Source organism: Alkalicoccus daliensis, assembly GCF_900103955.1.
Classification (GTDB): domain Bacteria; phylum Bacillota; class Bacilli; order Bacillales; family Salisediminibacteriaceae; genus Alkalicoccus; species Alkalicoccus daliensis.
The window spans coordinates 178,437-192,635 of the sequence record NZ_FNIL01000001.1 but is presented as its reverse complement, the minus strand read 5'-3'; the positions used below and the strand labels follow the sequence as shown (position 1 = coordinate 192,635).

The 14,199-nt window shown below is 38.5% G+C and carries 14 protein-coding genes; 4 read left to right on the top strand and 10 right to left on the bottom strand.

Annotated features, from left to right (window positions below; translation table 11 throughout):
- Window positions 1-140: 140 nt before the first annotated feature.
- Window positions 141-329: a hypothetical protein gene (locus tag BLP92_RS01000; protein WP_090839707.1), complete on the bottom strand. Its 189-nt coding sequence runs from the start codon at window positions 327-329 to the stop codon at window positions 141-143.
- A 232-nt stretch (window positions 330-561) separates the two neighbouring features.
- Here BLP92_RS01000 and BLP92_RS00995 point away from each other — a divergent pair, with 232 nt between their 5' ends.
- Window positions 562-1,206 (top strand): DUF1054 domain-containing protein, encoded by a 645-nt coding sequence (locus BLP92_RS00995; protein ID WP_090839705.1) that lies wholly within the window; start codon window positions 562-564, stop codon window positions 1,204-1,206.
- 674 nt (window positions 1,207-1,880) lie between these two features.
- Here the strand turns inward: BLP92_RS00995 and BLP92_RS00990 are convergent.
- Window positions 1,881-2,156, bottom strand: a complete 276-nt coding sequence (locus tag BLP92_RS00990) for a UPF0223 family protein (RefSeq protein WP_090839703.1) — start codon at window positions 2,154-2,156, stop codon at window positions 1,881-1,883.
- Window positions 2,157-2,288: 132 nt separating this feature from the next.
- Here BLP92_RS00990 and BLP92_RS00985 point away from each other — a divergent pair, with 132 nt between their 5' ends.
- On the top strand, window positions 2,289-3,773 hold the full coding sequence (locus BLP92_RS00985; protein ID WP_090839701.1) for an aminotransferase class I/II-fold pyridoxal phosphate-dependent enzyme: 1,485 nt from the start codon (window positions 2,289-2,291) through the stop codon (window positions 3,771-3,773).
- Window positions 3,774-4,000: 227 nt separating this feature from the next.
- On the opposite strand, the gene BLP92_RS00980 is transcribed toward BLP92_RS00985, so the two are convergent.
- The 3 genes from BLP92_RS00980 to BLP92_RS00970 all read right to left on the bottom strand — a co-directional run bounded on the left by BLP92_RS00980 (window position 4,001) and on the right by BLP92_RS00970 (window position 6,249).
- Window positions 4,001-4,303, bottom strand: coding sequence for an SAV0927 family protein (locus tag BLP92_RS00980; protein ID WP_175444139.1), 303 nt, complete (start codon window positions 4,301-4,303; stop codon window positions 4,001-4,003).
- A gap of 72 nt (window positions 4,304-4,375) precedes the next feature.
- Complete coding sequence (locus BLP92_RS00975) at window positions 4,376-4,816, bottom strand: hypothetical protein (protein WP_090839697.1); 441 nt, start codon at window positions 4,814-4,816, stop codon at window positions 4,376-4,378.
- A gap of 506 nt (window positions 4,817-5,322) precedes the next feature.
- A complete protein-coding gene (locus BLP92_RS00970) occupies window positions 5,323-6,249 on the bottom strand; it encodes a polysaccharide deacetylase family protein (RefSeq protein WP_090839695.1) in 927 nt (308 codons plus the stop codon).
- A gap of 256 nt (window positions 6,250-6,505) precedes the next feature.
- Between BLP92_RS00970 and BLP92_RS00965 the strand changes: the two genes are divergently transcribed.
- Window positions 6,506-6,922, top strand: coding sequence for a hypothetical protein (locus BLP92_RS00965; protein WP_090839693.1), 417 nt, complete (start codon window positions 6,506-6,508; stop codon window positions 6,920-6,922).
- A gap of 201 nt (window positions 6,923-7,123) precedes the next feature.
- Here BLP92_RS00965 and lpdA read toward each other — a convergent pair whose 3' ends face one another.
- The 5 genes from lpdA to BLP92_RS00940 form a co-directional block, all read right to left on the bottom strand.
- The gene (gene lpdA / locus BLP92_RS00960) at window positions 7,124-8,536 is read right to left on the bottom strand and encodes a dihydrolipoyl dehydrogenase (RefSeq protein WP_090839691.1); all 1,413 of its coding nucleotides are present in this window, start codon (window positions 8,534-8,536) and stop codon (window positions 7,124-7,126) included.
- 3 nt (window positions 8,537-8,539) lie between these two features.
- Window positions 8,540-9,838 carry a dihydrolipoamide acetyltransferase family protein gene (locus tag BLP92_RS00955; protein ID WP_090839689.1) on the bottom strand — a complete coding sequence of 433 codons (1,299 nt, stop codon included), beginning with the start codon at window positions 9,836-9,838 and terminating at the stop codon, window positions 8,540-8,542.
- 85 nt (window positions 9,839-9,923) lie between these two features.
- Entirely contained in the window at window positions 9,924-10,901 is a 978-nt protein-coding gene (locus BLP92_RS00950) for an alpha-ketoacid dehydrogenase subunit beta (protein WP_090839686.1), read from the bottom strand.
- Window positions 10,902-10,904: 3 nt separating this feature from the next.
- Entirely contained in the window at window positions 10,905-11,996 is a 1,092-nt protein-coding gene (gene pdhA / locus BLP92_RS00945; RefSeq protein ID WP_090839685.1) for a pyruvate dehydrogenase (acetyl-transferring) E1 component subunit alpha, read from the bottom strand.
- A 407-nt stretch (window positions 11,997-12,403) separates the two neighbouring features.
- Window positions 12,404-13,051: a YkyA family protein gene (locus BLP92_RS00940; protein WP_139148905.1), complete on the bottom strand. Its 648-nt coding sequence runs from the start codon at window positions 13,049-13,051 to the stop codon at window positions 12,404-12,406.
- 522 nt (window positions 13,052-13,573) lie between these two features.
- Between BLP92_RS00940 and def the strand changes: the two genes are divergently transcribed.
- Complete coding sequence (gene def / locus BLP92_RS00935) at window positions 13,574-14,155, top strand: peptide deformylase (RefSeq protein WP_090839681.1); 582 nt, start codon at window positions 13,574-13,576, stop codon at window positions 14,153-14,155.
- The last annotated feature ends 44 nt before the right edge of the window (window positions 14,156-14,199 follow it).

Genomic DNA, 14,199 nt, shown 5'->3' with positions numbered 1-14,199 from the left:
AGTTCTTTCCGGGAGAAGGTCATAAAAAATCCCGTAAAAATCCCTTCATGAAATTCATGAAGGGCAAAGAAATACTTTTACAATGCCTGGAATGTATGAAAATATTATTAAATGCGTTTAAAATTCGTTAAGTTCGGGCACTAAGCTTCTAGACGAAGCCATTCTTCCCGGAGTTCCTCCAGCCGAACTTTACTCATTTCAATCTGGCTGCTTTCATTCTCCTGCATTGCGTCAAAAAGTGTCTGAAGCTCGTAATCAATTTCCAGTTTTAGTACAGGGATACGACGCTCCCCATCTTTTCTCTTTAACGTTTGAATGACCTTCTCCATGATTCGCACCCCTTTTTTCTCCGATAATGATCGGATATTTTTTTAAAAAATAGTGGAAAGAAAGAGCAAATGTAATTGGGTTATACTAAGGTTAGTTTATTTATCGGAATTTTGCAACTATTATATTTCTTATTTTTAAATTTCCACAATTCGAGAACTTTTAAACCTCTTTATTTTATTTATATAATTTGCTTTGCTACAATATGATTATTCTTTTAAGGTGGGTGTTGTTATGAGCTTTCACGGATTTGATCAAAAGGACTTTGATGTTTTTGCAGTAGAAGGACTGGATGAAAGGATGCACGAATTAAAAAAGACAATTCGGCCTAAGTTAGAAACGCTGGGAGAATATTTTAAAACTTTTCTTTCAGAAAAAACAAATGATGAAATGTATTATCATGTTGCAAAGCATGCAAGAAGAAAGGTTAATCCTCCGAAGGACACCTGGGTGGCATTTTGCAATAATAATAGAGGATACAAGAAACTCCCTCATTTCCAAATTGGGATGTTTGGTTCTCATTTATTTATATGGTTTGCAGTTATTTATGAGTCCCCTGTTAAAAATGAACTGTCTGCTGACTTTTTAAACAATATTGAAGATATCGAGCAGACTATTCCAGATTCTTTTGTGTGGAGTATCGACCATACAAAACCTGACACTATATCTCATAAGGATGTAACAAGATCTGAGTTGCAGGGAATGCTGGAAAGACTGGGAAATATTAAAAAAGCCGAACTGCTTTGCGGAAAAACTATCGATGCTGACGATCCTTTACTGCAGGACGGAGAAGCACTTCTAAAAGAAATCGAAGCTACTTTTAACACATTGCTTCCTCTGTATAATCGCAGCATAAAACTTTATGAACAAACTGTTTAATATTAATTACGGCCATGGCAGGGATATGGATAACCTGAATTTTTCACTTTATTTCTCAGAGTACTAACTTTCGTTTTACAAGCAGACTCAAATTTTTCGATCTACCTGATTGATCCAAAGAAAAAATGTGAGTCCTGATGGAGGAGCAAAGTTTAAAGATCCAACGATTAAGCTGCTTCTTCTACTGCTGGAAACACCGGTATGTAGACAGGAACCTCTTATTAAACAAAATCGTCCGTATTTATTTATATTATGAAATTGACTCAAATTATTCTAAAAGGCTGGGCCCCTCTTATAGGGAGCAGCCTTTTATACTGAAAAATAATATTTTCCTTAATCATTGTATCTGTTATCCCCTGATGGCGTGATGAGCAAAGCACACCTGTCGCGGAGAAATCCTTCTGCTCAGCTTTCCTAATAATATGCAGATGCCCGCGCACCAAGCCAGGTAAAACAAAGAGCTTCTTACCTGGATGTCAAGATCCTGTCTGGCTTCACACCAGCTTGTACTGTTCACCAGCCATTCTCAACTAATTGGTAAGCCTCTCCATAGGTACAGCAGCGTTAATACTTGATTTAAACATAACTTTTTTCAAAATAGTCAATACGCATATTCCGTCAAATCAGACAATTAAACAATTTGACACTTTTAAAGAACTGCATAGTTGGAATTTTTACATTCTAAGAATATTTCCATCTTCCATTTCTTTTGCTTTTTTCACCACATGATAGGGTGACTGACCAGTCTGTTCCTGATATTCTTTAAAGTGCTGCTTTTCTTCGGATTTTGAGGGTACGATTTTTTTAAAGTGATTGTAAAGAGTCAACAAAACTGCACGATCCACACCCTTACCATAAGCTTTATTTACTGCTTCAAAAAAATTTACTATATCAATTACTTCTTCCTTCGACCAATTCATCGAAATAGGAAAATATATATCTTTCGACATTGGAGACCTCCTGATTGAAATATCTGTTCTTTTAATTATGTTTCTGCTATACTTTCTTTTGTTCTTTTATAAAACTATTTGTATTCTATCAAAACCTAAGTATTTTTAAAAGCGAAATGGAGGCACATCTGCGTGTATAGTTACGACCAAAAACGTGCTCCTTTGTTTGAGGGGCTGTTAAAGCATAAAGAAAAAAATACCCTTCCCTTTCATATCCCCGGCCATAAAAAAGGCAGAGGAATGGACCCGGACTTCAGAGAGTTTCTGGGAGAGAATGCTCTTGGAATTGATCTTATTAATATTGCCCCGCTTGATGATCTCCATCACCCTCACGGTATGATCCAGGAGGCGCAAAATTTTGCCGCTGAAGCCTTTGGAGCTGAAGCTACTTTTTTTTCTGTGCAGGGTACCAGTGGTGCTATCATGACCATGATAATGACAGTATGTGCTCCGGGAGATAAAATAATCGTTCCCAGAAATGTACATAAATCTATTATGTCAGCTATTATTTTTTCAGGTGCAACGCCCATTTTCATTTCACCGGAAGTGGATTCCGAATTAGGAATCTCTCACGGGATTACTGCAGAAGCAGTGGAACGTGCAATACGTTCTCATCCTGAAGCAAAAGGTCTTCTCGTAATTAATCCTACGTATTTTGGAATAGCTGCAGACCTTAAAAAAATAGTGCAGATATCTCACGCTGCCGGTATTCCTGTATTAGTTGATGAAGCACATGGAGTGCATATTCATTTTCATGATAATCTGCCTCTTTCGGCAATGCAGGCAGGAGCAGATATGGCTGCTACAAGTGTACATAAGCTCGGTGGATCTTTAACTCAAAGTTCTGTGTTAAATGTACAGGGCAGCCTTATCTCCACTGCAAGAGTTCAAACAGTTATCAGTATGTTAACTACTACTTCCACCTCCTATATTCTGCTTGCTTCACTGGATACTGCGAGACGTTATTTAGCGACAGAAGGGCGTAATGAATTGGAGAGGATCCAGAACCTGGCTGACAGTTTAAGAAATCATATAAATAAAATCCCAGGTCTCCATGCGCCCGGGAAAGAAATCATTAATGAACATTCGAGATACGACCTGGATCCTACGAAAATCACCATATCTGTTAAAAATCTTATGATAACTGGATATGAAGCAGAAGTCTGGCTCCGTGATCATAAAAACATTGAAGTAGAATTATCTGATTTATATAATGTTCTTTGTTTAATAACTTTTGGTGACAGTGAAGATACCATTCATACTCTTTTAGCAGCCCTGAGCGCGATGAGTGAAAACTTTTATCCTGGTAATGATCAAATAAAAAATGGTGTACATGTAGATATCCCTAATATTCCAGTGCTCGCATATTCCCCACGGGATGCTTTCTATGCAGAGACTGAAACAATTCCTTTATTTGAAGCAGCAGGAAGAATAAGTGCTGAATTTATCATGATTTATCCCCCAGGTATTCCAGTCTTTATTCCTGGTGAAATTATTGAACAGGAAAACCTTGATTATATCGAAAAAAATATTAGAAGCGGCCTGCCTGTCCAGGGACCTGAAGATGCTTCATTAAAAAATTTGCGTGTTATAAAAGAACGAAAGGCTATTTTATAAACTGCCGGTCAATCATCATTTGATAACTGCCTGTAATTCTCCTGCTTTGTTATAAGATAAACGTTATATCAGGGCTTACTTCCTGCGCTTTTCTTATATTAATATGCAGCAAAGCGTAATTACTAATATGAAGAATTTTTAACTCCTATTTAATTACTAACAATTTCTAACAAAAAAAGACCTTTGCACAGTTTGGAAATCATCCTCTGCGCAAAGGTCTTTAATATTTACATTTTTATTGGTGGTTTCGCAATATAAGGTTTCATAGCTTCTTTAAAAAATGCTGCCAAAATTTCCATATCTTCTTCATCATCGACGTGCAGCATACCTGATAAATTTGAAATATCATCGAGGTGTTCATATTCAAGAAGTACCTGTCGTCCCGTGTGCATGCATATGACTAATGCTTTCCCAAAAAACATACTCGTATAAATAAGTGAAAAGTCATAACGGTCACCAGCAATATCGACTCCTACAAACTGAACGTCTGCTTTTTCATGCTCATTATATAACTCACGGTATATAGGCATATCAGCAACCTCCTTTATTTTATTATACGAAAATTCAAACATCTTCTCAACTTTTAAAAAACAGTCCTCTTTTCATTTTTGAAAAGAGGACTGTTTTGCCTGTATAAACTGAATAAGTTCCTGCGCAAAAATAATATCCTGTTTAGAAACTACATAATCGGTATCCATTAATTTAATACTTATAATGTATAAGAGCTTATCTTTATCATAAATAGGAAGATAAAGAACGTGATCTCTCCCGCGTTGTACGTAAGTAACCATTTTCATTGTATCCGCAAACAGAAAACCCTGCCCCAGCAGCTCCTGCTCTCTCGTAAGTCCGCGAATACCTAAAGCATAGGATAATTCCAGCTTTTTATTTTTATAGCTGTGAATTGTTAACGTAATTTGTTTTTTTGCTACTGCATGAATAGTTTTTAAAATACGCATTATGAAATCCTGTTGGTTCAAAGCGTAATCATAAGCAAGACCAATTTCCAGCCTTAATTCATCCAAAAAATCTGATTTCCTCATACTTTTCACCACCGTTTATCATGATGTATCTGTAAATCCCCTGTTAAAAATCATAATAACATAATATTCTTATATTTCTTGTCGTCTTTTGTCAATTCGAAAAAGAAATTATATATTGTGGATAAACAGCGCTTTGTACCTAATAAAAAACCGCATGGAAGGTACTTTCTCCCATGCGGCTGCTAGAATTACAAAACTTTGCATCATATAAGTTCTTCACCATAATATATAGTTAAAATAGACCGAAGAGCATCCCTTCCTCACACAGCTTTTGTTTCCATGGGGACACATTTCAGGCGGGCCGATCTCAGCTGATTCCGCCCTCCGGCTCATCAATTCGGACTGAACCGTTTTGCAGTAGCCCCATTTCCACGTTGGTTGAAAAAAGTACCTTTATTAATTAAAAAGACCATTTACTTCGTTACGATTCTTTATATTATTGCCGACAACACTTCGTAGTATAGAGTTAATTATGTGCAATTTAAAATAAAGTTAATTTTTAGGAATTATTCTTCTATTAACGCGGGATCGACAAATTCGTAACCCTTATCACGTAACCCTTCCACAATATCTTCCAGCGCTTCCAGGGTAAAGGAGCGATCATGCATCAGCAAATTTGCTCCATCTCTTAATTGATCTGTTTCTACCATTATTTCAGCAAGAGCTTCAGCTTCCATATATTCTTCAAAATAATCATAGCCATAGCTCCAATTCATCCGTTGCATATTTTCCTCTTCCATAATCTGATCGGAATATTCCGAGTTGACTCCAAAAGGCGCACGGAAAAATCTTGGTCGTTCGCCGATAATATCCTCTATTAAATCGTTTAGACCTACTATTTCTTCATAAGTTTCTTCTTCAGAAATTTCACTTAAATTAGGATGACTCATAGTATGATTTCCTATTTCAAATCCCAGGTCATATATTTCCTGCAGCTGCTCCTGCCCTTCTTCACTTTGAATAAAGTGGCCATTTACAAAAAATATCGCTTCTGCATCAAGTTCTCTTAAAGCTTCTGCCATTTCTACCCCATGATTATCCGGCGCATCATCAATTGTTAATAGGACTACACTCTCCTCAGCATCGCTTATGGGACCGATAGAGCTGTCATCCCGAATTTCATACTGTGCTTCTGCTGGCTCTTCTTCTTCATTGCTGTCGTTATTTTCATCCAAGGTTTCGGACTCTGCATTTTCGTTTGCTTCGTCATTGCTGCTTTCCTCATTTTCCTGGGAAGCATTCTCAGATGTGTTCTCTGCGTTATTATTGCTGCTGTTGTCCACTTCATTGCTGCCGTTAATATTATCTTCATTTGTATTATTTACTTCGTTATTTTGAACATTCTCAGAAGCTTCATTTGAATTATTTTCATTTCCACATGCCGTCATAAATAATACTGTAGATATTCCAAGCAGGACTGATGTCTTTTTCATTGATATGTCACTCGCCTTCTTCTGCAAAATTTCAATCTTTGTCGATTTTACCACATGATATTTTTAATTGGTACATTTTACAAAATATAATCCTTAAAATTATGTTTCCAGACAATTGAAACTGTAAATTTCTTAAAATAACACGATGCTGTCTCAATCAGGTAACCTTTAGGTAACAGTTTGATTACAAATCACTTATCCAGCTGCTCTTATGCTAGGATTAGGAAAGATTAAGTTAAGGAAAGGAGTGGAAGCGTTGAATAAAGGGTTAATAATCCCTCTCATGTTTTTTTGGATGATGCTTCCAAGCTGTCAGCATGATAATTTAAGTTCAAAATATCCTTATCTTAATAATGAGGAAGAACTCGTTACTTTACTTTTCACTGAAAACGCAGAAAGCGAACCAGCTGATCATCATGCATATTATGATGCTCTTTTGGATTTTCAGCAGGAGTATCCGGATGCATTAAGTAAGGTGCATGCTGTGGACGAAACTGACCATCAGCTGATGCAGTATTATGAAGTAACTGATTTTCCAGCTATGATTATACTTGATGGTGAAGAAGTGCAGCTTCGGTTGGAAGGCTCTAATGATTACACCGTAATTAAAGATGAGATTAAGAATAAAGTTTTAGCGGAAGATCTTCTTACTTCCAGTAAAAGATATAATTAATTTTAAGCATCTTTCTTAAATTCAATAATAGATGGGGATGCAGCGATTTCATCCCAGCTTGTAATATTTATTGTATATAGTAATAAAATAAACCCCGGTATTTTCAGACTAACAACTGAAAATACCGGGATTTTTGTTGAGAAATTAAATCAGCCACCTCCACTAATAGCGAAGATGGCTGATTTCAAAGAGTGAACTCATTTATTTAACGATATGAACCGGATGACCAATTGCAACTTCTGCAGTTTCCATCGTGATTTCACCTAAGGATGGATGTGCATGAATAGTTAACGCAAGATCTTCCGCAGTCATACCTGCTTCAATCGCTACACAGGCTTCTGAGATCATGTCAGAAGCATTGTGACCGGCAATCTGTACTCCAAGTACAAGACCATCTTCTTTACGTGTAACCATCTTCATAAAGCCTTCTGAGTCATTCAGAGATAAGGCACGGCCATTTGCCTGGAATGGGAATTTAGAAGCAACTACATCATATCCCTCATCCTTAGCCTGAGCTTCTGTAAGTCCTACCTGTGCTAGTTCAGGCCCGGAGAAAACAACTTCAGGAATCGCAGTATAATCGATCTCTGTTGGCTGTCCGGATATAGCTTCTGCTGCTACCTTAGCTTCATAAGATGCTTTATGCGCCAACGCAGGACCCTGCACAATGTCTCCAATCGCATAGATATTGGAAGCAGAAGTACGGCACTGTTTGTCAATCTTAACTAATCCCTTGTCGTCTACTTCAATACCAGCCTGCTCAAGACCAAGCTCATCTGTATTCGGCTTGCGTCCAACTGTCACCAGAAGTACGTCAGCTTCAAAGTCTTCATTTTTTCCTTTAATTTCTGCAGTAACTTTTACCCCGTTATCTGTTTCTTCCATTTCCTGCGCAAAAGCTTCTGTTTTAATCGTCACGCCTTTATTTTTAAGACGCTTTGATACCAGCTGGCTCATCTGCTTTTCGAAGCCTGGAAGAATTTGTTTTGTACCTTCCAGAATAGTTACTTCAGCACCAAGATCGGCGTAAGCAGATCCAAGTTCCACACCGATATATCCTCCGCCGATAACGAGCATTTTTTCAGGAACTTTATCAAGCTTTAGAGCTCCGGTGGAAGACATTACTTTTCCTTCAATGAATTTGAATTTTGGAAGTTCAATTGGACGAGAACCTGTTGCAATAATACAGTTGTTAAACTTGTAAGTCTGAGAACTTTTATCGTCCATAATTTTAGCAGTAGAGTCGTCCATGAAATAAGCTTCTCCACGGACAAGTTCTACATTGTTCCCTTTAAGAAGTCCTTCAACTCCTCCAGTAAGCTTATCGACAACAGAACCTTTCCATTCCTGTACTTTTGTGAAGTCCAGCTTCACATCTCCTACAGAAATACCCATATCATCAGAGTTCGTTGCGTTGTGATATCGGTGACCTGCTTCAATTAGCGCTTTTGAAGGAATACAGCCGACATTTAAACAAACACCGCCGACATAATCTCTTTCAACAATTGTTACTTTTTGACCCAGCTGTGCAGCGCGGATTGCTGCTACATAGCCTCCAGGGCCTGACCCAATAATGAGCGTATCTACTTCAACTGGAAAATCTCCTACTACCATGTACTATCCCTCCATTACAAGTAATTGTGGATCGTTTAACAGACGCTTGATATGATTCAGTGCGTGCTGTGCAGTCGCACCATCAATGATACGATGATCAAAGCTTAATGACAAGGCTAAAACTGGAGCAATCACAACTTCGCCATCTCTTACCACTGGCTTTTCCGCAATACGGCCTAAACCAAGTATCGCAACTTCCGGATGGTTAATAACTGGTGTAAACCACTGACCACCTGCAGAACCGATATTTGTAATTGTTGTAGAAGCACCTTTCATTTCTTCAGAAGAAAGCTTTCCATCCCGGGCTTTCCCTGCAAGTTCGTTAATTTCATCTGAAATTTTGAAGATAGACTTACGGTCAGTATTTTTAACTACTGGAACAAGAAGTCCTTTTTCAGTATCAGCTGCAATACCGATATTGTAATAATGCTTATGCACAATTTCTTCCGTAGAATCATCTAATGAAGTGTTTAATGCCGGGAATTCCCGAACTGCGCTTGTAAGAGCTTTAACCACATAAGGAAGGTACGTAAGTTTAATTCCTTTTTCTTCAGCTACCGGCTTAAACTGCTTACGGTGTGCAACCAGTGCTGTTACATCAATCTCATCCATAAGAGTTACGTGCGGAGCAGTCTGCTTGGAATTCACCATCGCTTTAGCAATTGCTTTACGCATGCCTGACATTTTCTCGCGGGTTTCTGATTGTCCTTCTGCAGGCTCGTAGGATGAAACAGGCTGCTTTTCAGCTGCACTTTCTTTTTCTTCAGAAGATTCTTCTGTGGATGCTGCAGGCTGATCACCTGATTTAAATGCATCAACATCTTCACGGAGTACGCGTCCGTTTTTGCCAGAGCCTTTTACCTGGCGGATATTCACGTCTTGTTCACGAGCATATTTGCGAACAGAAGGCATGGCAATTACCCGTGCATTTTCATCTGTATCTTCTTCTGCAGAAGGCTCTTCTTTTTTATCGTCCTGCTTATCTTCCACTTTTTCCTGTTTTTCTTCTGCTTTTTCTTCAAGTTCGTTATCTTCCTGCTCTTCCTCTTCTTCCGGTGGTTCAGCATCTGTTTCAAACGTAATAATTACTGTTCCTACTGTAGTTACTACACCTTCATCAACGTGAAGCTTTTTAATAGTTCCTTCTACAGGTGAAGGAATTTCAACTACTGCTTTATCATTTTGAACTTCACAAAGCACATCGTCTTCCTGAACCTCGTCACCTTCTTTTACTTCCCATTTAACAATTTCACCTTCGTGAATTCCTTCCCCGATATCCGGGAGTTTAAATTCATAAGCCATGTATATGCCTCCGTTTCTTAAAATATTCTATGAGAGAAAGAGGAGCAGCTCTGCTATCAGGCTCTCCTCCTATTCTGAATCAAGTTTAAAATTCGATAATTTCTTTCGCTTTAGCTACGATGTCTTTTTCATTAGGCAGCCAAGTATCTTCTGCTGAAGCAAACGGGAAAATAGTGTCAGGAGCAGTTACCCGTCCTACTGGAGCTTCCAGGCTGAGAATAGCACGGTCATTAATTTCTGCTACAACTGTTGAAGCAATACCAGCCTGCTTCTGCGCTTCCTGAACCATAACTGCACGATTCGTTTTCTTCACTGAATCAACAATACAGTCGATATCCAGCGGGCTGATAGTACGCAGATCAATCACTTCTGCTGATACGCCATCCTTTTCAAGCTGCTCCGCAGCTTTCATTGAAGCCTGTACCATTGCACCATAAGCAATAATTGTAATATCAGTACCTTCCCGCTTAACATCAGCTTTCCCAAGGGGTACAGTGTATTCTTCTTCAGGAACTTCATCCCGGAAAGAACGGTAAAGCTTCATGTGCTCAAGGAAAATTACTGGGTCGTTATCTCTGATTGCAGATATAAGAAGACCTTTTGCGTCGTAAGGATTGGAAGGGATAACTACTTTCAGTCCAGGAGTCTGCGCCATAAGTCCTTCCAGGCTGTCAGCATGCATTTCCGGCGTCTTCACTCCTCCGCCAAATGGGGAACGGATTGTAACCGGTGCATTGTAAACACCGCCGGAACGATTGTGAAGTCTTGCCATCTGGCCTGCAATAGAATCAAAAGCCTCAAACACGAAGCCAAAGAATTGAAGTTCCATAACAGAACGATGACCTGTAAGGCTTAACCCGTGTGCCAGACCACCAATTCCCGATTCAGCTAAAGGAGTATCAAATACACGGTCTTCACCGAATTCTTTCTGAAGACCCTCGGTTGCCCGGAATACTCCCCCGTTTTTACCTACATCTTCTCCATAAACTAAAACTCTGTCATCATTCTTTAATTCATTACGCATTGCATCTGTAATTGCTTGAATCATCGTCATTTGGGCCATAGCTTACTTCGACTCCTTCTTCTCGTAGTATTCACGCTGCTCTTTAAGGTTATGAGGCTCTTCATCAGAATAAGCAATGTCAATGAGGTCAGTAACTTTCTGCTTTGGAGCACTGTCTGCCTCTTTAATTGCAGCTTTAATATCTTCCTTCGCCTTTTCTACTACTTTATCTTCGTCTTCTTCAGACCAAAGTTTTTTATCTTCCAGAAACTTACGGAATCTGACGATAGGATCTTTTTTCTCCCACTCGTCGTCCTCTTCGGAAGTACGATAACGGGTCGGGTCATCCCCAGCCATTGTGTGAGGACCGTAACGGTAAGTTAAGAATTCAAGTAATGATGGACCATCTCCATCTATACCTCTTTCTCTTGCTTCTTTTGTAGCTGCATACACAGCCAGGATGTCCATGCCGTCCACCTGCTGCCCATGGATACCAGCTGCTACTGCTTTTTGAGCGATTGTAGCTGCTGCTGACTGCTGCTCTACAGGTACTGAGATCGCAAATCGGTTATTCTGGACGATAAATACTGCAGGAAGGTTGTACGCCCCTGCGAAATTCATGCCTTCGTAGAAGTCACCCTGAGAAGCACCGCCGTCACCAGTATAGGTAATAGCAACCTGCTTTTCTCCATCTTTTTTAAGACCCATAGCTACACCGGCAGTCTGAGTAATCTGCGCGCCAATAATAATCTGTGGAAGCATAATTCTCACGCCTTCAGGAACCTGTCCGCCGTGGAAATGTCCTCTCGACCACAAAAATGCCTGATGCAGCGGCAGCCCATGGTAATAAATCTGCGGGATATCACGATAACCGGGTAAAATCCAGTCTTTTTTATCAAGTGCAAATTGAGAACCGATCATGGAAGCTTCCTGTCCAGCTACTGGTGCATAGAAACCGAGTCGTCCCTGACGGTTTAAAGAAATTGCACGCTGATCCCAGATACGGGTATAAACCATACGGGTCATCATTTCTTTCAATTCCTCATCAGATAACTCTGGTAATGCATCTTTATTTACGACCTTACCTTTTTCATCGAGAATCTGAAACATTTCAAACTGCTCTTCTACTTTTTGAAGCTCTTTCGTTTTTTTCATGAAAAGATTCACCTCATCATTTTTATTTTACAAGCTCCCTGCTACTCTATGCCTTCTTCATTTCAAGCAATTAAGTAAGAGGAATCTTGCTCTGTAACATAGTTAACATTGAATAGCATTAATACAACCCTGCCTTCACTCTTCCTAGTTTACACGAACAAAATAATATTCGTCAACGCTTTTACTCTTCTTGCATATGAAGATCTTCTATTTTGCACTTGTTAATGCCTTCACAATTAAACTATAACTGTGTTAATAGATTTATTCTTCTGTTATACCAAAACCCGCCTCTGTTTTTCAAGTTAATACTATGACCTTTTCCTATACCCGCTTTTCAATCTTCGTATTCAAATATAAAAATGTTTCCATATAAACAAAAAAACAGCTGATATCAGCTGTTTTTTTGTTTATTGCGCGTCTACATTTAAATCCGCAGTGTTATAAAAGTTCATTTTTTCCTCATTAAATTCATCAGTTTTCTCATTGAATTCCGCATTCAAGTCCGAAATCGTCTGATATGATTCATTCACTACTTCATGCTGCTCCTGTAGTTCCTCTACTTCCACCTGCTCGTTTGCAATCATTTCATAAAGTTCAATGTCGTTATCAATTGAAACAATATACTGATCATATAATGCATTATATGCATCATATCGTTCATCCATGGTAGAAACCACTTCTTCAGCAGCCTGACGTTCTTCTTCCTCTTCAATATTTTCAATATGGGTAGTAGAATTCTCAAACTGTTCGTAAGCTTCGTCTACGATACTTTTTTCTTCGTTCATTAACTCTCTTCTCTCTTCAGCAGATGCTACCGCTTCCTCTGAAAGAGGCTCAATATCTTCCACTTCTGAAAGCTCAAGCATTTCTGAATAAAGTTCAGACTCTGTCTGTTCATTTTCTGCTAACGGATCCTGTAAAGATTCTATTTCCAATTCAATTTGAACAGCTTCTTCCCACTCCTCAAATATTTGTTCTGATGCATTTTCTCCATTGCAAGCTGTAAAAACAAACAGCATGAGCAATGATGCTGACAACCTATATGTATTCTTCAAAAATAGCCCTCCTAATATTGTTCACTCACTACAAAATTACCTTATTTTTTGAACATTTACAAGTATTTCTTGTTAATTTCCCGGTACATAGATAGAATAACATAGTAGGAAAGCTGATTGTTGATAATATTATCTTAACTAAATTAAAATAATTACATAGTGAACCTATTTCGTTCTACCTTCTTCTCAAAAAATTTTAACATACTTTTAAGAACTCTCTTACTGGAGATTTGTTAGATTTTAAAGAGGAGAGAAATGAAAATCAGCGGGTTCTGCCTTGAAAGCTTTTTATCGCTTTGTATTTGAAGATAGTAACCTTTGATATTGATACTTTCTAAGGTGAAGATTACCTGCACTGGACTTCCGTCAGGTATTTATCCAAGGCAGAACATTCAACATAAAAGGCTGTTTTCACAGGAGTCAAAAATCAGAATGTAATTTAGTTCATTCCCTTTATGGAGAAACAGTTATACCATTGAATCTATGTAATTGATTCACAAAATTAAGAGAGGAGCCGAATATATGATTACAATGAAGGACATTATAAGAGAAGGACATCCGACTTTAAGAAAAAAAGCAGAGCAGGTGGAGCTTCCTTTGTCGGATAAAAATTTAAAGACCTTGCATTCTATGATGGAATTTTTAAGAAACAGTCAGGACCCTGAAAAAGCAGAAGAGTTAGAATTAAGACCCGGGGTTGGCCTGGCTGCTCCCCAAATAAATGTTTCTAAGCAGATCATAGCTGTAAGAACTTTCAATGATAATGACGAACCAAAGGAACTTCTTCTGATAAACCCAAAACTCGTAAGTCATTCCCAGGAAACGGCATACCTTGAATCAGGCGAAGGTTGTTTATCAGTAGACAGACCCGTGGAAGGAATAGTTCCAAGATATGCAAGAATAAAAGTGGAAGCTTATAATGAGCACGAAGAAAAAAATATCTTTCGTTTTCGTGGATACGAAGCGATAGTAGTGCAGCATGAGCTTGATCATTTAAATGGAATTATGTTTTATGACAGAATTGAGGATTATGAAGACGATTTAAAACAGGCCCTGCCTGCACAATCTGTAATTCCCCGTTCTGAAAACGAGACAATTATTTAGTCTGTTTCTCCCTAAAATTCTTTAGGGAGAATTTTTCATTTCCA

Bases quoted from the DNA above. Each gene is read 5' to 3' on its own strand.
- BLP92_RS01000 (WP_090839707.1), bottom strand. From the start codon at position 329: ATGGAGAAGGTCATTCAAACGTTAAAGAGAAAAGATGGGGAGCGTCGT.
- BLP92_RS00995 (WP_090839705.1), top strand. From the start codon at position 562: ATGAGCTTTCACGGATTTGATCAAAAGGACTTTGATGTTTTTGCAGTA.
- BLP92_RS00990 (WP_090839703.1), bottom strand. From the start codon at position 2,156: ATGTCGAAAGATATATATTTTCCTATTTCGATGAATTGGTCGAAGGAA.
- BLP92_RS00980 (WP_175444139.1), bottom strand. From the start codon at position 4,303: ATGCCTATATACCGTGAGTTATATAATGAGCATGAAAAAGCAGACGTT.
- BLP92_RS00975 (WP_090839697.1), bottom strand. From the start codon at position 4,816: ATGAGGAAATCAGATTTTTTGGATGAATTAAGGCTGGAAATTGGTCTT.
- BLP92_RS00970 (WP_090839695.1), bottom strand. From the start codon at position 6,249: ATGAAAAAGACATCAGTCCTGCTTGGAATATCTACAGTATTATTTATG.
- lpdA (WP_090839691.1), bottom strand. From the start codon at position 8,536: ATGGTAGTAGGAGATTTTCCAGTTGAAGTAGATACGCTCATTATTGGG.
- BLP92_RS00955 (WP_090839689.1), bottom strand. From the start codon at position 9,838: ATGGCTTATGAATTTAAACTCCCGGATATCGGGGAAGGAATTCACGAA.
- BLP92_RS00950 (WP_090839686.1), bottom strand. From the start codon at position 10,901: ATGGCCCAAATGACGATGATTCAAGCAATTACAGATGCAATGCGTAAT.
- pdhA (WP_090839685.1), bottom strand. From the start codon at position 11,996: ATGAAAAAAACGAAAGAGCTTCAAAAAGTAGAAGAGCAGTTTGAAATG.
- def (WP_090839681.1), top strand. From the start codon at position 13,574: ATGATTACAATGAAGGACATTATAAGAGAAGGACATCCGACTTTAAGA.